The 18,637-nt window shown below is 38.3% G+C and carries 14 protein-coding genes and 3 pseudogenes; 4 read left to right on the top strand and 13 right to left on the bottom strand.

Annotated elements, in window-relative coordinates:
• Window positions 1-784: 784 nt before the first annotated feature.
• Window positions 785-1,780, top strand: a complete 996-nt coding sequence (gene adeT1, locus MSG95_RS17940; protein ID WP_151819470.1) for a putative multidrug efflux protein AdeT1 — start codon at window positions 785-787, stop codon at window positions 1,778-1,780.
• Between the two features lie 75 nt (window positions 1,781-1,855).
• On the opposite strand, the gene MSG95_RS17935 is transcribed toward adeT1, so the two are convergent.
• Together MSG95_RS17935 and MSG95_RS17930 are read right to left on the bottom strand one after the other, a co-directional pair.
• A complete protein-coding gene (locus tag MSG95_RS17935) occupies window positions 1,856-2,629 on the bottom strand; it encodes a tetratricopeptide repeat protein (RefSeq protein WP_324624772.1) in 774 nt (257 codons plus the stop codon).
• Window positions 2,630-2,707: 78 nt separating this feature from the next.
• A complete protein-coding gene (locus MSG95_RS17930; protein ID WP_324624773.1) occupies window positions 2,708-3,226 on the bottom strand; it encodes a GNAT family N-acetyltransferase in 519 nt (172 codons plus the stop codon).
• A gap of 178 nt (window positions 3,227-3,404) precedes the next feature.
• On the opposite strand from MSG95_RS17930, the gene MSG95_RS17925 reads away from it, so the two are divergent.
• Both MSG95_RS17925 and MSG95_RS17920 read left to right on the top strand, forming a co-directional pair.
• Complete coding sequence (locus tag MSG95_RS17925; RefSeq protein ID WP_324624774.1) at window positions 3,405-3,950, top strand: PAAR domain-containing protein; 546 nt, start codon at window positions 3,405-3,407, stop codon at window positions 3,948-3,950.
• A 9-nt stretch (window positions 3,951-3,959) separates the two neighbouring features.
• Window positions 3,960-4,418: pseudogene (locus MSG95_RS17920) on the top strand (hypothetical protein); the annotation flags it as partial.
• On the opposite strand, the pseudogene MSG95_RS17915 reads toward MSG95_RS17920, so the two are convergent.
• The 3 genes and pseudogenes from MSG95_RS17915 to MSG95_RS17905 form a co-directional block, all read right to left on the bottom strand.
• Window positions 4,402-4,602, bottom strand: a pseudogene (locus MSG95_RS17915) (TetR/AcrR family transcriptional regulator); the annotation flags it as partial. The pseudogenes MSG95_RS17920 and MSG95_RS17915 overlap by 17 nt on opposite strands.
• A 725-nt stretch (window positions 4,603-5,327) precedes the next feature.
• Window positions 5,328-5,636, bottom strand: a complete 309-nt coding sequence (locus MSG95_RS17910; protein WP_077165552.1) for a helix-turn-helix domain-containing protein — start codon at window positions 5,634-5,636, stop codon at window positions 5,328-5,330.
• Window positions 5,633-6,964 carry a type II toxin-antitoxin system HipA family toxin gene (locus tag MSG95_RS17905; RefSeq protein ID WP_324624777.1) on the bottom strand — a complete coding sequence of 444 codons (1,332 nt, stop codon included), beginning with the start codon at window positions 6,962-6,964 and terminating at the stop codon, window positions 5,633-5,635. Before MSG95_RS17905 ends, MSG95_RS17910 begins: the two co-directional genes overlap by 4 nt.
• A gap of 292 nt (window positions 6,965-7,256) precedes the next feature.
• On the opposite strand from MSG95_RS17905, the gene MSG95_RS17900 reads away from it, so the two are divergent.
• Window positions 7,257-7,697: an HD domain-containing protein gene (locus tag MSG95_RS17900; RefSeq protein ID WP_049065179.1), complete on the top strand. Its 441-nt coding sequence runs from the start codon at window positions 7,257-7,259 to the stop codon at window positions 7,695-7,697.
• 201 nt (window positions 7,698-7,898) lie between these two features.
• On the opposite strand, the gene MSG95_RS17895 is transcribed toward MSG95_RS17900, so the two are convergent.
• The 8 genes and pseudogenes from MSG95_RS17895 to MSG95_RS17860 form a co-directional block, all read right to left on the bottom strand.
• Window positions 7,899-9,062 (bottom strand): hypothetical protein, encoded by a 1,164-nt coding sequence (locus tag MSG95_RS17895; RefSeq protein ID WP_324624778.1) that lies wholly within the window; start codon window positions 9,060-9,062, stop codon window positions 7,899-7,901.
• On the bottom strand, window positions 9,055-10,383 hold the full coding sequence (locus tag MSG95_RS17890) for a TolC family protein (protein WP_213033564.1): 1,329 nt from the start codon (window positions 10,381-10,383) through the stop codon (window positions 9,055-9,057). The genes MSG95_RS17895 and MSG95_RS17890 overlap by 8 nt, the downstream gene beginning before the upstream one ends.
• Window positions 10,380-11,966 carry a GH3 family domain-containing protein gene (locus MSG95_RS17885; protein ID WP_324645167.1) on the bottom strand — a complete coding sequence of 529 codons (1,587 nt, stop codon included), beginning with the start codon at window positions 11,964-11,966 and terminating at the stop codon, window positions 10,380-10,382. Before MSG95_RS17885 ends, MSG95_RS17890 begins: the two co-directional genes overlap by 4 nt.
• Entirely contained in the window at window positions 11,963-12,751 is a 789-nt protein-coding gene (locus MSG95_RS17880; RefSeq protein ID WP_171057761.1) for a hypothetical protein, read from the bottom strand. The genes MSG95_RS17885 and MSG95_RS17880 overlap by 4 nt, the downstream gene beginning before the upstream one ends.
• 188 nt (window positions 12,752-12,939) lie before the next feature.
• Window positions 12,940-14,487, bottom strand: a complete 1,548-nt coding sequence (locus tag MSG95_RS17875) for a DHA2 family efflux MFS transporter permease subunit (RefSeq protein ID WP_019456767.1) — start codon at window positions 14,485-14,487, stop codon at window positions 12,940-12,942.
• A gap of 23 nt (window positions 14,488-14,510) precedes the next feature.
• Complete coding sequence (locus tag MSG95_RS17870) at window positions 14,511-15,572, bottom strand: HlyD family secretion protein (protein WP_077166256.1); 1,062 nt, start codon at window positions 15,570-15,572, stop codon at window positions 14,511-14,513.
• Between the two features lie 681 nt (window positions 15,573-16,253).
• The gene (iaaH, locus tag MSG95_RS17865; RefSeq protein WP_324645166.1) at window positions 16,254-17,714 is read right to left on the bottom strand and encodes an indoleacetamide hydrolase; all 1,461 of its coding nucleotides are present in this window, start codon (window positions 17,712-17,714) and stop codon (window positions 16,254-16,256) included.
• 92 nt (window positions 17,715-17,806) lie between these two features.
• Window positions 17,807-18,526, bottom strand: a pseudogene (locus tag MSG95_RS17860) (response regulator transcription factor).
• Between the last annotated feature and the right edge of the window lie 111 nt (window positions 18,527-18,637).

Genomic DNA, 18,637 nt, shown 5'->3' with positions numbered 1-18,637 from the left:
AGTTCTTTATCCGACATAGACACCAACATATCAAACAGTCCGCTTCAATAATCGCAAATACGCATATTCTAAAAGCGGACATTTTTACTTTGGAAAAACCGGACATTTCTATTTTGGAGTTACAAAATTAGTTCGCATAATGTATATTATGTTAAATAAGATATGTAGAAATCTACCTATATAAGACTCTGGCTACTCTGCGTTGCTGCTACGCCGTTTATTCTTTACTGTGGTCAATTATTAAGCTTATGCCAATGTCTGCTGAGTCTTCGCGCTCTTAATTACCTTTGGGATAACCCTATTTCTAATCTTAGCCGGAATAATTCTCTAGGCAGCCTTCTACAAAATGTAATTACACTTTTATATTTGCCCTAGCGAGCTGAGTGACTCACTACTTTCTAAATTCATGAGCTGTATTCTGGTTACTAGCTATCGTAAAGATTTCTTTTACTAGATCGCCTTTTGGTTATTAGAGTTATTAATTTGCTTAGGCTAAATTGCAATATACAGAACATCTTCCATCTTATTGAAATTTATATAAATATTTTAAAACTCCTCTTTACATGCTCTTAAAAACTGATATAGTACGTGTGTGCAGCTATTCCTTGAATTCAGCCTACTTGTAGATCTTAAATTATCTAAACAATAGCTAAATCACAAAAAATAAGATTCAACTCAAAGTGTCTTTTGACTTTTTCTCTTTAAATTTTTATTGAAGTGTCATATCTAATCTAACCAAGATTCATACAATAATTTTTATAATTTAAATAATGGATAATTAAATATGGATCGTTTGAAAGTTATTTTATTGATTACAAGTACCTGTTTAACAACAACACTTTATGCCAAACAACAAGTTGTCTGTGTTTTTGACCCAATTGGTAAGTCAGGAGATGCTTTCGCTTTAGCTAAAGACTATGCGCTTGAAGCCAAAAATTGGGGAGCTGATCTATCTTTAAAAGCATATGTCGATGAACGTGTTGCGGCTGAAGACTTAAAAGTTGGGAAATGTGATGGCGCTATTATTAGTGGTTTACGTAGCCGCCAGTTTAATAAATATACAGGGTCTTTAGATGCTGTTGGCGCATTAACAAATATGAAAACGGCAATTAATGCCTATAAGCTGTTGTCATCACCCATGGCCGCAAAAAACATGGTTGTGGGTCCTTACGAAATTGCAGGTTTAGGGACTATTGGCCCTGCATATTTATTTGTAAATGATAGAAGTATCAATACACTCGCTAAAGCTGCCGGTAAGAAAATTGGAGTATTTAAATATGATGAAGCCCAACCAAAGCTTGTGCAACAGGTTGGCGGTCAGGCTGTATCGGTAGACGTGACCAACGCTGGCGCAAAGTTTAATAACCATGAAATTGATATTGTACCCGCTCCTATTGTGGCATTTAAACCTTTTGAGCTATACAAAGGTCTAGGTGAAAAAGGAGCAATCGTTCGTTTTCCCTTAACTCAAATTTCAGCAAACTTCATTATTCGTAAAGACCAATTTCCAGCAGGTTTTGGGCAAAAGTCTCGAACTTGGGTAGCCAGCCAACTAAACAGAACGTTTGGCGTTATTGCTAAATATGAAAGTGATATTCCTTCAAAATACTGGATGGATATTCCTAAAAATGAACAATTAAACTATATGAAAATGATGCGCGAAGCACGTATACAGCTAACCAAGGCAGGTATTTACGACCCTAAAATGATGAATTTTTTGAAAAAAGTAAGATGTAAAGAAAATCCAAGTAATTTTGAATGTGCGTTAAATGATGAATAAAAATACTAAGGCAGAAAAGGCGAATTTGGATACGTAAGTTCTAAATAGCCTTGGCAGCTTTATATTCAATAGAATCTAAAATTTTTTGCTTTCTAGTTCTTTCAATTTTTCGATAGCTTCGTCACTGCCTCTCTGAGCAGCTTTACCATACCACTCTATGGCCTTGCTCATGTTCTTATCTGTTCCAATGCCATACTCGTAGCATCTGGCTAATTCATATTGGCCAAGTCCATACTCTAATAATGCAGCTTTTCGATAGTAATCAAATGCAAGCTTTTCATCTTTTTTAACACTGATTCCTTCTTCATAAAATGTTCCCAAATAATAAAAAGCCATGAAATCATTTTGTGCAGCAGCACTCTTATACCAAAAGAATGCCTTATCTACATTCTTATCTGCGCCTTCGCCATTTTGATACATTAACCCCAAATTTATTTGTGCGGATGCATCACCTTGGAGTGCCGCTTGCTTAAACCACTTAAAAGCATCTGTATCGCTTTTTTCTGTACCTAAACCATCTTTATACATCAATGCCAAGTTATATTGTGCTTGTAACTCCCCGTTATTTGCAGCTTTAAGGTTCCACTTAAAAGCTTCGGAATAGTCTTGAGTAACCCCAGTTCCTGTTTGATACATATATGCAATTCGAGCTTCTGCTAAAGGACTTCCTTGTTTCGCAGCCACTAAAAATAGTTCTAAAGCTTTATCGTAATCTCGCTCTTTACCATTAATACCTTCAAAATAATCTTTACCCTCATCTAGAAGTAATTCATTAGATGAACCAGCAAACGCCTCATTTTTTACAAGCATCAATAAAAAGACTAATAATATAAATTTCTTTAAAATCATTAAAATTCCTTTTTATTTTAGTTGATTGTCACATAACACAATAGAAACTAAATTATCTATTGGTTCCTAAATCTAGCTTCAAATAAGCCTCTTATAATAAATTGCTGTGCCGTCATAGCTACCGTTAGAACTTAATGCAAAACTTGGAATTACACCCACACGAACAAATCCAATCTTGCTATATAAAAGTTCGGACACATCGCCTTCACGCGTATCTAAGACAAGTAAGCGAAGCCCTTTTTCTTTTGAAAAATTTTCTAGCTCATTCATTAGTAATATTGCTATTCCTTGTTTTCTTGCTGCTGTAAGCACCATGAGTTTTTCAACTTCGGCTCTATGAACGCCGTTCTTTTTACTTACTAAGGATAATTGGACACTACCTACAACTGTTCCTTGTTGAATAGCAATCCATAGACGACTATTACCTTGTGCTAATTTATGGTTGACCTCACGCCAATAATTTAAGACTTCGTTCTTTTCTATAGGAGCTAAGAAACCTATAGAAGCTCCGCTATTGATAGAATCTTCTAACAATAACGATAAACCTTCTTCATGGTCACCAATTTCCTTTATTTCTAAAATTTCAATATCTTTCATATTTCTTCTCTACGTTATTGGATATTAATTGAATAATTATTTGTGAAGAAATTATATATAAAAATACCTTCATTTTTACCGTCCATCTTCATGAAGTTTCTTAAATAAAACCATACAGAACCGTCTATCTACTATTGCTATCATTCTGACACTCCTCAAAAAATAAGAAGGAATAGATTTGGCAACACCATATATAACAATAGGCTGCCCAACTTCAGGTGGTGGCCAAGTAATTTCGGGGAACAGTATGTTCCTCATTGACGGTATTCCCGTTGCCTGTGTCGGTGATAAAGCTACATGCCCAACTCATAAAATCGTTGCGACAATTGTCTCAGGCGATCCATGCATGCAAATTTTTGGTAAAGCTGCCGCGCGTGTAAATGATTCACTTTCATGCGGTTGCAAATTATTGCCTCAACAAAATTTAGTTGTTCAAGATAATGGTGGCGGATCTTCTCTAGGTTCAACTGCTACTAATATAGCTGCTCAAGATAGCTTTGTAGAAGAGAAGCCTAAAGAATATGGTATTCAGTTCCAGTTAAAGGACGAGAAGACACAAAAAGTCTTTAGCGATATTCCCTATTCAATTATTTATAAGAAAGATGGAAAGGTAGAAACCGGTTGGACCGATAAAGAAGGTAAAACTCATGTTATCAATGCTGCTACACCTGATGAGGTTGAGTTTCAGACGATTGATGCTTCTAAACCGCTACCACCGCTTTAAGGATTGATAATGGCACAAGATAAAGTATTTTCACCGACATTAATTCCCTCTTTGGATAACGAAGTTAAAGTCTGTCATGCGGATGAATTACTAGATCCTCTCTTATGTAATAGCATTGTTAAGATTCTAAACTATCATACAACAGTGCCTTATACTTTTATGATGAACCAAGCACAATGGGACTGGGTGAAACAGCATTATCCATTTGAGCATGATCTTGCAATACGCTTTGGTCTTGAATTCGATTTACGTCAATTTTCAGATGAAGTATTGGGACGGTATTCATTTCATACGATGATGTATTTAAAGTTCACTCTATATGCTCAAAAGCACTCTATGAATAAAGGTGCTGAGATGATTACAGAGCTTGCAAAGGATACCTTTAAAGCTCGTATGGCAATTGCTAAACAAAACTTTGGTGAAATAATAGATTTGGCCTTATCCAATGCGGGAGTCGTTCTTTTTGCACGATTAAGCAAATTTCAATAAAGCGTTCTTTAGAGTGAAAGTAGCGATAAAACGTCATTTTGGTTATTTCGGACTCGCTCGCAAGTCTGTCGATACCGACCAAATGAAACCCGTGGTAATGGAACAGCTCAATTGCTTTATTTACGACGTTAAAAGCACGTGTTGGGAGAGTTAAATTTTGCATATTTTTACCGTTTTAAAAAATTATTGTTGTATATAAATGAGATATAAAAGCCTTCCACTTTTCTAAAGGTGAAAAAAAGGCGTAGCAAAGCCGTAAAGACTGTGCCGAGCACATCTCAAGTTTTAGTTGTTGATGAAAGTTTTAAGTAATAACGAGCTAAAGCCTGAAAAAGCCTTACGGCGATCAAGCTGCGTTAAATATTTTAAGCTGTGTTGTTATAGCTTTTGGCAAAGGTTGCCAAGAAATTATGGATGCGCAAAGCCAACTCCTTATATATGGAGTTCTGCCAGAGCATAAAATTTATGGTGGCAGAACGAAAGAGGGTTCGCAGACTGGTTTGGACTCCAGCACACCCGAGGGTGTCCCTCTCCCGTCCTACCGCTACGGGAGGGAACGAGATTTACATGCAAAACTATTCCTCAGAAGAAATAGATCTGATGTAGTCCAAAAATACGGTCTGCGAGAACCGACTGGCAATGTAGGCCAGCCCGCAAATGGTAATCTTCAATATTTGAGGTGTCAATGTGAAATTGGCTAGAAATTATTTAAATAGTTATTATTTTTCATTTAATTAGATAATTAAGGGAACTCTTAAGTAATATTTACAATCATCTTTTATATCATTAAGTTAAAGTTTAAAATTTCAAAAAGTTATAGGCCAAATAAGCTCAAAAACTGTTTTTATAACGTTCATGAGCTTACCCTAATGAATATTCATTAGGTACCTACTCGCTTGGCTTTATAATTTTACTCACAATATGTTCATGTGTAGGCACAAGCCCTGCTTTTAAACCAAGTGGCTTAAATACTTTATCTAACACAGACTGAGTCAGTTTACCTTTATCTTGCTCAATGTCAGTTAAAGTCCGACGGCTTATACCCACCAAAGTTGCATATTGTTCTTGCGACAAACCCAACACATTTTTGCGTAAGTACGAGAGTAGTTGTCCTAGCGTAATCTCACTCAACAAATACTGTTTATATAAATCGATAAGAACTTGCTGACGGTCTTGGGTTTGATTTTTTACATTCATAGCAGTTCCCATCTTTTTAATTTAGCTTCTATGTAATCAAATGATAGTGCAGGCATTTCAATAATTTGTTTTGGAACACCTTTGTCAACTAGTCGTTGTCTTAAGCCAAGTAGATTATTTGCCAGAATCTTTAATGTTGCTAGCGATACGGCAGGATCACACCAAGTAGCAAGTTTTTGAGTAATTTGCGCCCAACGGTATTCACCACCTTCTTCGTATGGACTTCCCCAAGTCGTTGATCTGGTCACAACTTCCGGATCGGCTTTCATAGGTGCAAAGTCATAAATAGGCGAAAGATAAATTTTTCCAGATTTTTTTAGGAATGAGGTATTACGACCGTGGTTATCTGAGTTACCAAAAATGATATTGAGTAAATCTCGTTGTAACCACTCACAAACAAATTGTGAAGCATCAAAATCTGAATCAATGCTTGTGAGTAACGTACATAGCTCTTCAATGACTTCAAAATGATTAAGATGACTGCCTGAAGACTTATTGAGTATCGAATACACAGATTCTAGACCATGACGATGCCAACTTTGATCACGCCATTCTGTGTCAAACCTTGGTAGCCATAAAGATGGATATTTTGTACCTTCAATGAGCTGCATTTGTGTTGTTTCTATCGTATTGAAACCTAACTCATTGAGTATTTGATAGTAGTAATATTCAGCTCTGAGAATGTCACAATCAATCTCACTACGTTTATTTCGCGGAAATTTAACTAGATAATGTTGATCTGGCTGATCAAATTGTTGTTGGTAGGTATCAATCCAGACTTGTTGCTCTGGTGAAACACGAATAAGTAACTTGGGAGCTTCACCGCCTGCACCAGTTGCACCACCACTAATAGCTCCCATTTGTTGAGCATATTCCAGAAAATCAATATTACGCTCAGCCACATCATCCTTAGAAAAATAACGTAAATGTAAGGTTGATTCTGGGTTTAGAGGAGGCAATGCTTCCTTAATTCGTAAATTACCAACGGGTGCCATTCCCCCTTTTTCTAACAGAATACTTTCTTGCTCTGCATGGGTTAAACGTTGTAAATCTAGATAGTTCACCCAATAACGGCGTGCGGCTCCAGATGGAACAATGTCATCTAAAAAGCCAAACCATGTGTTCGATTCGTGTTTTATAAGAATTTGTACAGGAAGCGATAAACTACAGGCGTGCTCATCTCGTCTGTCTGAATATTGAATGGCATAATCCAATTCATACTCTAGTTCACTGGCACTAGACGAACCCAGCTTAGGCTCTAACAGTTTTAACTCTGCTATATCTATCCAGTTTTTATTTAGTAAAGCTTGTATTGTTAATTTTTTCATTCGTGTAAATGAGCAATTATTTTCTCAAAAATACTATAAAAATGAATTTTTGTGAATATATTTGCGCAATTTGATTTATTTTAGATAAATTTGAGCAAATTTTTGCGCATTCAAATTTTTAGATAGCAATAACTTACTTTATTCTTTTTCATACGTTGACTATCACGTTGCGGAGGCTCTCCAAACAAACCAGAGTATTCACAACAAAGTAGCTATTCAGTATAAAATTATGACCTAAGCGACCATCTTAAAATTAGGCCGCCTCATATACTTAAAGTGATAAGAGCAAAAAATGACTCAAAATCAAGTTGAACTCGCAGAGACATTGTCAAAAGAATCTCATCAAGGTCAAAAGTATGGCCCTCATGATTACTTTGAGTACCATATTAAAGGTGTGGTCAATTCATTAATTGAGCATCAATTTTCAGAAATCTACATTATTACCGCCCTTCTCCACGACAGTGTTGAAGACACACCTCTTACGCTAGACAAAATCGAAAGTTTATTTGGAAAAGAAATCCGCGATGCCGTCGATGCATTAACTAAACGAGAAGATGAAACACGCGAAGAATACTTACTCCGTTGTGGTTTAAATCCAATTGCGCGAGTGGTGAAACTCCATGATGCAGCCTTTAATGCGCATAACTCACATAAAGACAATAATCACTCACGTGTCGATTATTACCTTCAAACTATGTTAGCTGTTTCAACGGCGCAAGATAAGTTGGGCTAAAGGGTCAAATTCGCTAGGTTTATTAAATCCCAAACGAGTTATTTTTGATTTTGTAACGTAATCAAAATCACCATGAGAAAAGTCTCTTGCTGTAGCGAACATTCATCATTTTGCGCATATATTTGCTCAAGTTTATTTAACATTCATAAGAATTGAGCAAATTTTTGCGCATTGATGACCTACGGCGAAACTATCTAAGCATTAAATACGCCCAACTTCTAAGTACGGAATCAGGTTTTTATCAAAATTTGGTCTTGGGTCACCCTCATAACTAATAAAACCATGCATACCCGTTAAACGCTCACCTTTATAGAACTTGTTTAGCTGATAACGCGGATCTTTATGAGAAAGCGTAAAACTCACGACACCAACGCCCTGTTGTTTTGACTGGTTATAGGTATCTTCGAGCATTTTATGATGCAAAGCTAAATCTTCGGGATGACACATAAGCGTATGCAGCACATGGTACTGAATAGAGTCACCCAGTTTAGGCAAACGCATCCCTTTAGTAATTGGGGTTAGCAAGTTATAAACGGGTCTAAGCACAGCTATGGCCGAACTATAATTTAAAATCTTGGTTTGCTTAATACTGTGCTGATCCCACAAGCCAAACATACCCACCAGTTTTTCGCCCTTAAAGTAGAGTGAAAAGTCTGAGAGTTTTATGCCTGAAAAATACTGATGACCTTGAGCAAGTTCTTCAAAGTTATAGGCAGGTATAAAGTTGTAGTGTTCTGCCATGTCGGCAATAAACTGATTCATGGCTTCCACATGTTTAGCTTCGGCTATACAACTATGAATCTCTTGAACATTACTCTGTTTAGAAGTCTGCTTTAAAAAAGCCGTAATTTTTCGTTTTGCGCCAGTACTCGTCAGGCTCAGTGTCTCTATAAGTCCTTCATCATAATAATCGGGCATTCCCGTTTTACCTGTTTGTATAGCGGCGCGTGCGGCATGGTTATCATCAAAAATAATCATTTGGCTAAAGTTAGGTGCATGCATGGTCTGTTTTACATGCTTGGCTAATACCTTCACCAGTGATTTACCCCGATAGCTATGATCTACCCGTAAGTCGCCAGCGTATCGCAAGTTTTGAACGCTCCGATCGACATAACAAGGACGATAGCCATTGCTATAACAAGCGAGCTTCTTTTGACTCTCTAGGTCTTCAATCACAACATGCAGTTTATGCCGATAAACAATATCGGACGCTCTAAAATAACTCGGTTCACGCTGAAAGCTAATTTGTATGCCTTTGGTGGCCATCGGTACGGCGATTAAGTCTCGTAAAGCCTCGTCATCTGCCAAAGTTGCTTCACGGGTAATCAGGGTATTTTCTGGCAGTGGTGGATTTATTTTATTCATTATTCACCTGTTGTGCGGTCTGCATAGGAACCAAACTATTTAAACGACCCATTTGGTCAAGTAACTGATAGACAAACACTACTTCGTCTTGGTCATTTACGGTTTTTTGGGTTTGTGCATCTAGTAGCTTCTGCTCGGTATTGAGCAAATCAAAGGTCGTTTTGGTGCCTACATCAAACTCTTTACGTGTATAGACAAAGGCAATAGACGCTGCCTCTATGGCATTTGCCAATGCATCTTTATTTTGTCGGATGGTTTGAAGCTGCGCATAGGTGGTACGGGTACGCTTATTTAAGTCCAGTTCAAGGCTTCGTATTTTCTGATGAGCCAAATCGATATCAGCCTGCGCTTTTTTAACATTGGCGCGATTTAAGCCATCGTCATAGAGCGGTACATTGAGCTGTAACCCGACCATATAGTTGTTACTTTCAGAACCAATATAACTTGCTTCATCTTGCTTTCCGGCACGGCTGGTCAGCATAACCATTGGCCAGAGTTCCCGTTTAGTTAAAGCGTATTGTTTCTCTGCGGCTTGCATTTCGTATTTAGCGCGCATTAAAGCCGGATGATTCTTGGTTTGCGCCAAAATCTCATCTAGCCCATTCGGTATAGCAGGTAATTGTTTAATGGCAACAAGGTTGTCTGGTGTTGTACCTGTCACTTGGTAAAACTGTGCTTCACTTACAGTCAAGTTAGACTGCGCCTGTGTAATATCGGCTTGGCCTTGCGCAACTTGTGCCAAAACCTGAGCCAAATCTGCACGGGTAATCATACCAACATCAAAACGGCGCTTTGACTCATATAAAGACCGTTGCAGGTTCGCCATGGTCTTTTGTCTAAGTTCTAAAATAGCTTTCTTTTTTAATACGTCGGTATAGACCATGACCGTGTTTAAAATCGTTTCCGACCGTTGATCTGACAAGCCTTGGTGTTGAGCAGAAAGCTGACTCTGGGCAATATCTATCCCCAAACGATGCCGCCCAGAGGTATAAATCGGATAATCAGCCTGTAACTGCAAACTTCGTCCTTTACGGTTTCCTTCGGTTGGAAACATGACTTTTGGCGGCGTATCTATTCTTTCATAGTCGAGTTGACCGACTAAATTGACTTTGAGTCCATCACGCTGTTTAGCCTGTTCAAGCATAGCGGTAGACTGGTTTACGCTTAAACGGCTGACTTCAAGCTGACTTTCATGTCTTAAGCTAGCAGACAACGCCTCGTCTAAAGTCATGGCCTGTGTATTCGACACAACCAACACGCCTAAATACAAGGCGTGTCGAAGTGTTAAAAATCGAGTATTAAATGACTTCATCCCTTTCATAGTCGTTCCAAACTATTGAGGGTGACTTTTTTAAGTGGCTCAGGTTTGATATTGCCTTCGATAATGCCATCAAACATGACCAGTTGCTTATACGCCTTCCAGCCGTTATTGGCTTGACGAATTTGAGGCTGGTCGAGCTGCCCCAAGTTTCGTGCAAGTTCATAATGAAAGTTTTGACGTAAAATACTGTCGATATATTCATTGCTAATGCTGTGATGAATTTCACCTTCAAAAAGCACACAGTAAAATGGTTTAACCTGTTGTTGGGTATCAATCGCAAGTAAAGAAATCGCTTTAGATTCCGTTTCGTTTAGCTGTGACAACAGCTGTTGAGCGGTTTCAGGTGCAAGTTTCTCACCGACCAGATCTACCCCAAAACGGCGGCCTTGGAACTCAAAACACGGAATTTGCTCTATAAAGCCAGTCACTTTTAAGCAGTCATCTAGACAATAACGCAGTAAGCCATTACCCGAAGTAATGAGTGGGCTCACCACATCGCCTTGTTTGAGTTGCCATGAAGGAACGATTTGACCTTGTTTCTCACCCTCTAAGTATTCAAACTCATAGAAATGACTTTGGTAGGCCAATGGGTATTGGTCGTTATAGGGAATAGTCACTACACCTTCGGTTGCCCATAACCCTTTGCCTTCAAACTGAACACTGGGTAATTTTTCTTTTAATTTTTCTGCCCAAGCTTTTGAGCCTGCGGTATCCCAACTCGAAACCAGACTTAACTTTGGCCAAAGTTTTTCAAAGTCGATCTGTGTGCCGTTTGAACTTGCAATTAGGGCTTGAGCACTTTCAGGGCTATGCGGTGCGGTCACTTCTTTTAGTGAAGCCTGACGGTTGCCCCATTTACCACTGTTAAGCACCTCTATCACGTCATTTTGTAATGACTCTAAACGCTCAAGTAATTGCAGCGCAAAAGTCGGGCTCCATACCGAAATCATCGCTAAGTTACGGTTTGCGACCAAATAACAAATGGTGGCAAATAGTGCATCGTCAGCATTGGCTGCAAAGGCAACATTACTTGGAACGGCTTGGGTAAACTTAGACAGTATGCGTTTACCTACGCCAAGTAGCGCACTGTCATCATTTAAATTTTTGTCTTTTAAAACTTCACGCTGGCTTTCAGGCAACCATGATACTGACCAGTAGTGTGTACCCGAACTCAGCTCTGGACACTTACGGTATAAACTTGCCATCCACGGCGCAATCGCATGGTCAAGCTCATCTAAAAACAGCTTGGTATATGGAATAAACTTGATTTGTTCACTCGAACCACTGGTTGGCTGGAAACGAACCAGCTTGCTGTTAGAGAGTGAAAGCTTTTGTTCACGGTAACGTTGAATGTCTTCTCGCCATGCGCTATAGCGAGTCGCAGGAAAGGCTTTTACAAACTGCTCATAGTTTTGAACCTTTTTATCTTTGGCAAAGGTGGAAGTCTGTAATATCGAATGCAAAATTTGACGTTGTGTGGTTTCTAAAGCATTAAACTGCTTTTGAAAATTACGGTCAGATGCATCACACCATTTTTTTAAAATAAGATGCGAGCCTAGAGTCAGCCATTCATTAGATTTCATTGGATAGCCTCTCTACGTTTTGTTTTATGGGTTACACAAGCTTCAAACTTTCCTTTACTGGTCGGCTTCGTCATAAGCTTGACTGGGAAACGGGCAATATCTTTCCAGCCCAGACGACCTATACACGGCAGTTCTGTACCGGCTTTCCATGTCGGATTTTTTTGTTCAAAGAAATGAATGTTTGGATTCTTTTCTCGCATTTCGGCGGTAATGGGTGCAACTTCGCCTTTTAATGGCTGATAGTCATCACCGAAGTTGAGTAAGCCTGCTTCACGGTCGTAGTATTCACCAAAGAATTTCTCACAGTAGTGCTCAACCACTTCCGAAAGGTGTTGGTTTTCATCTTTAATGTTTGGGTAATACACATAGTAATTATTGGCAAGTAACAGATAGGTCTTATAGCCCTTAGAAATGAGTAACCAATAGAGTTCGTTAAAAGGATATTTGATGCGAAGCTTAATCATGAGCTTGAGCATGGTACTTTGTAAGCTACGCGTGCCCCAGAACTTCTTCAAAATAACCGTATCACCGCTAAAGAGCACGGTGTAGTCTTTACCGTTTAAGTAGAAGTGCTGAACCACCACAGTCGAGAAACCGACAATCTCATCTGTCTCAGAGTCAAAAATTAAGATCGCACCGCTTTTATTTTTAAAATCGTCTACAAAAATAGAAAATCTGGTATTTTCATAATACTGTTCGTAAATGGAATACATCACTTTTAGTCGATCAGTATCAATTTGCTCTCTTTCAAAATATTGCCCATAAGTTGTGTTTTTCAGGTTCAATTTTGAAATCAGTTTATATGTTGTATTAATCATAATACTTTAATCTCCCACATCCAGATCTGTGAGTTCCGCTCGCTCGTACGGCGATGTTAGAAACTCGTATAAATGTTCTTTTTCTAAGAAGGGATACGTTTTGATATGCCCTATTGTTTTCATTCTTTAAAAAGCTGTCTTTTACTGCTAAAAATTTACATATTCATTTTCTTCCCCCTGTCCATAAAGATGGTTAAAAAGGCGGTCACAAACATGATGATTGCGAGCATGCGTAATAAATCATTGAAGCTAGATGTCAGTGCCTGAAAATGAATGTCGCGGTAAATCACACTCAGCGCGATTTGCTGGGCATTTGCACCGACTTCTTGATATTGCGCCGTAAGCTGATCGAGTCGTTCTGTAAATATCCAATTTTGCGGTGTCATCGCCTGATTAATTTGGGTGACATGCATGGCGGTCAGCCAGTCTAAGGATGAGTTAATCAGCGCCAGTCCAACCGCGCCGCCAATGTTACGCATCAGGTTATAAATACCGCTGGCATCGGCCACTTTACTCAGTGGCAAAGTGCTCATCGCCAAATGCGACACCACAATTAGGCAGATCATAAGACCAATACCGCGGTAAATTTGCGGCCAAAACATAAAGTCGTAATCGCTGTGAATGCTGAGGTGCGAATTGAGCCATACACCAAAGCCCGCCAGAACCATTCCGACAAATACGGTTTTGCGGGTATCAAAATTGGGAATAAGCCACGCAAGGAACGGCGCAAAACAGAACATGACAATACCTGTCACCATCATGACATGACCAATTTGGCTACTGTTCATTTCACGGACTTGCCCAAGAAACACGGGAATCATGTAACCCAAGCCATACAGCGCCATACCAATCACAAACGTTGTGATGGCACTTAAGGTAAAGTTTTTGTTTTTAAATACCGATAAATCGAGCAAAGGCTTAGGCTGAGTAAAACTTCGAGAGAAGAAAATCATGCCGCCTATTAGGCAAACCATAAAAGCGATACGAACGCCTGTGTCCGCAAGCCAGTCATGGCGCGCGCCTTCATCGAGGAAATATTCAAGCCCACCCAGAAACATTGCCATACCAACCAGACTAAACCAGTCCATGCTTTTGATGAGTGAATAATTGGCACGGTCGATATTTGGGCCTGAGTAAATGACCGTGGCAATGATAATGCCCGGAATAATATTGATCAGGAACATCCAGTGCCATGAGAAATTATTGGTGAGCCAACCTCCAATGGTGGGGCCAATCGCTGGGCCTAAAGTACTGATCATGCCAAACATGACCAAAGGCAATGAGCGTTTTGGTTCGGGGAACAGTAAGTACAACGCCGTCATGGAAGTCGGAATCATACCGCCGCCCATAAAGCCTTGAATGCCACGGAACACCAGTAAACTTTCCAAGTTCCACGACAAAGCACAAAGTAATGAACTCACCGTAAAACCAATTGCACACATGGTGTAATACACCCGTGTCGAAAGCACCCGCGAGACAATACTCGACATTGGAATTGCAATAATTTCGGCAATTAAATAAACCGTTTGTACCCAAGTGACTTCATAACGACTTGCACTCATGCCAGCTTGAACTTCGTTTAGAGAACTCGCCACAATCTGAATATCAAGAATCGCCATGAAGTTGCCAAAAATCATGGCAGCAAAAATTGCCCATGCAGTTTTTGCAGGAAACCTCCACTCGGCTTCAACATGCTTATTCATTTTCTTATTACCTAAAATTTTTATTAAGTTCTTAAGTCAACGGTGGCACTCACCGACATTCCAGGTTTTATCAAATCAATATGCGGGCTTGAATCTATGGCAATACGCACAGGAATACGCTGTACAACTTTGTTAAAGTTGCCCGTTGCATTGTCTGGTGGCATGAGTGAGAAAGTTGCGCCTGAAGCTGGTGAAAAGCTCTCAATTTTTCCGGTATAGGTGAGGCTCGGATAAGCATCAAGTTTTAACTTCACCTTCTGACCAACATGCATTTTTTCAATTTGGGTTTCTTTGAAGTTCGCTTGCACATACAAACTATTTTCAGGAATGATCGCCATTAAACGAGTTTGCGGAGAAACACGTGAGCCTTTTTGAATTGCAAGGCTACCGATCTTGCCCGAAACAGGACTCACCACTTTTGAGGAAGCCAGATCGACCTGATACAGGTTTAAATTTGCATTGGCACTTTGAATATCTGCTAAAAGCTGTGCTCGACTGGCTTGTAAGCTCCCCAATTGAGCTTCTGCTGCATTTACGGCGGCTTGTGCTTTACTGAGCTGTGCTTGAGCGGTTAAATATTGAGACTGAATACCCTCAAAGTTTTGTCGGGTAATCACGCCATCTTTTAATAAGTCTTGATAACGTTCAAACTCTTTTCTTAAGCGAGTTAAATCGGCTTGTGCTGCCACTACACCACTATTTGCTTCTGTAATTGATGACTTAGCAGACTTTTCATTTTGTTGTTGTACACCTAGTGCGGCTTCTTTTAAGCTGACCACAGAACGGGCTTGATCATAACGAGCTTGATAATCGCGGTGATCTAATACCGCTAAAGTTTCCCCTTTTTTTACCACCTGATTATCATTAATTAATAACTCCATCACTTCGCCTGAAATCTTTGGCATCACCCAAGTTACATCGGCTTGCACATAAGCATTATCAGTAGATTGATAAAATCGGTATACAAAAAAATAATATACGATACCAGCAACTAAAAATAACAACAGGACACTAAAAACACCCCATGTTATTTTCTTTCGACTTTGGAAATTAGTATCAGTTTCTAGCTGAGCTACGTTATCCATATTCATTCCGCTTATTTGTAATATTCGATTTTTTATTTAAGCCAATAAAATTATTGGTTTCTTATTTACGTAACTTTTCACTTGGTTTTATTCAATGAATCGTGACAGCGTAAAATTTGGTGCAAATTATGGTTCTGAAGTTAATTAAATATCATTGACCTCTTTGCCATATATTTTTTCTATTTATGTCAATAAATCATGTTATATAAACTATATTTAAAAAATATTTAATTCTAATTACGATAGATTTCTCTTAATAAATCGATTTAAAAATCAAACATAAACGTCTGTTAATTAACAAATTACAAAAATTATTTATATTTTACTCAAAACTCCAAATCGGTTAATTTATTGCAGAAATGTTAACAATAAGTTTTATTGTGTAATATTTAAGTACTATTAACTAAAATAACATGTAATTTAAAAATGAGTTAACAATCAAAATTTTTATACTTATACATATAGAATATATATAATTTATAAATATTATTTTTTTAAAAACAACAATAAGAAATCTAACAAAATCATTAAAGATGATAAACGGTAATTTTTAATAATTAAGTCACTCTACCGAGTAAAATGACTTATATTTTTCCAGATAAAATAAAAGCAGAAAACAACCTCATAGCTATTATTTAAAAGCAAAAACAAACCTTTAAAAATAGTAGTTTAAGTGATTTTTTATTGATTTAAACGTTTGAAAATTTTTTCTAAAGTTATTCCAATAGCAAGTATTTCACTATCCTGATGAGCTAAGCCATCTATTTCTAAACCAACTGGTAGTTTTGATTTCGCCCCCTTTCCAATAGGTAAACTCAGCCCTGGTATTCCTATATTACTGCCGGGATCTGTATTTCGCATGAGGGTCTGGAAAGTTTCAATTGAATAGACTTGTTCGTTTGCTAGTGGTGCAACAATTGGTGATGTTGGGAATAATAAAGCATGTAAGTTATGCGCTTTAAATGTGTTTTGATAGAGTTCAAGCAATTGTGGCCGAGCTTCACGAATCGCTTTTTCATACAAAGGTAAAACGGGAACAAGTTGACCATTCGGATCTAGAGTTAACTCAGGAAGAATATTTAGTTTAAAAATTGCCTGTACATCTGGACTTGAGATCTGATCGACTACAGATTCTAAGGTTAGGTCTATACGATGATCTTTTAAATATTGAATCAGATCATATTTACCTTCATAGATAACCACGGGAAATGAAACTGCTTGATTGAGCTGTTCTAAATTCGGCATATCAACGGAAATAATTTCAACTCCTGCACTTTTTAAAAGTTCAAGCGCAATATGAGCCTGTTCATGTACGTCTTCATCTAAATGATTCCAAAAATATGAATTGATACCGAGTCGAATTTGATGAGGCTCAAGTGGTTCTTTTCTTGGTTCTTGAGTAATAAGCTCATCAATTAAAATAACATCAGATACGGTATGCGCTATTGGGCCAGCGGTATCGCGAGTATGTGAAATTGGGGTAATACCTTCTTGTGAATATCGTCCTACCGTTGGACGAAAACCCACACAACCATTTAGGGCACTTGGCAGTCGAATAGAAGCACCCGTATCGGTACCCATAGCAATCGGAACCATGCCCGCTGCAACAGCCACCGCACTACCCGAAGAAGACCCACCAGCAATATGTAACGGGTTTACGGCATTTCTTGTACCCACAACGCCCTCTATATGCATGGCAGTATTATAACCTGTTACCCCAAAGGCTAATTCGTGCATATTGGCTTTACCAACAATGATTGCACCTTGCTCAATAAGCTTTTGAATAACTGGGGCAGAAGTTTGCGGCCTAAATTGGGCTAAAGCTGGCGTACCTGCACTATTCGGAAAACCTGCAACATGAATATTATCTTTAACCGCAATTAAAATACCCATTAAAGCTGGACACGGTTTTCCACTCAGTAGGTATTTATCCCAATATTGAGCTTGTTGAATTGCTGAAGCTTTATCTGTGCTAATAAATGCATTTAAGGATTGCTGTTTTTCAATAGTATCGAAGTAATGATACACAAGCTCTTCACAAGATACTTTTCTTTCATGAATGAGTTTAGTAATGATATCTACTGAAGCATTTGATAGATCAAGTGATTTGATCCAATTAATTTTTTCATTTGTATTTAACATAGTAATTTTTAATCCATTTAAGTTGTAATTTTAGAAACTTAGTACAAATTGCTCATTCATTCGCATCCTCAAAATTGAGGATTGCTTAAACTTTAATGTCGAATGAGCAAGGCCATTTCAGTGCGATTATTGCAGCCGATTTTTCTCATAGAATTGTTTAAATGTGTTCTTAATGTAGTAAAGCTAATATCCAGTAAATTGGCCACATCTTTATCACTTAAACCTTTAGATACCAAGCGAACCACTTCTTGTTCACGCGAAGTCAAACCGTATTGGCTTGATAAATCAGTGGGTAAGGATTGAGTAAAATAAGGCTCAAGTAAATTTAATATTCTTTTTTCACGCTCACCAAACATGTCAGCATCTTTTGCACGCCAAATGCGTAAATCACCAATATCCATACCATTTCGGACAAAATAAATATTTATACCGTGATACAAACCATAGGTTTTTAAAAACTCATTGTAATAGCCTGTTTTTTTAAGGTCTGCTAGAGGCATGACTTCGTTTACGAAAGTTGGTTTTTGGCGTTTGCGAAGCTGTGCCGTAATCGGATCATCAAATTGTCAAACACACTCATAGTCCTTCATGGCTTTTGGGTCGATTTTCCATATCACACCTTCTTTCGATAAGTTATGGGTTGAATCCCAAATGTAAGATGCAGCGAAATCAGCCCGCAATAAAATGGCAATATCTGCAAGGATATTTTCACGTAAATTGTATTGCCCCTTCCCTGAGCCAAGTTTCCATAATATTTCGGAGAACAATGTAAACTCAGATGGGCTGAAATCCTTTTCTAAAAGTGCGGTCATCGTTTACCTATACGTAAGCGTCCGCTGAATCCCATACCAATTTTTTAATTCGATTTAGGTTTCCAGCAGTGTGGCAGTAACTCTTCAATCTGGGTCACTTTATGTGTCGGT

This window comes from Acinetobacter sp. IK23 (assembly GCF_035615275.1).
Classification (GTDB): Bacteria; Pseudomonadota; Gammaproteobacteria; order Pseudomonadales; family Moraxellaceae; genus Acinetobacter; species Acinetobacter seifertii.
Note: the sequence above shows the minus strand (reverse complement) of the source record. Positions and strands in the feature narration are given on the sequence as shown.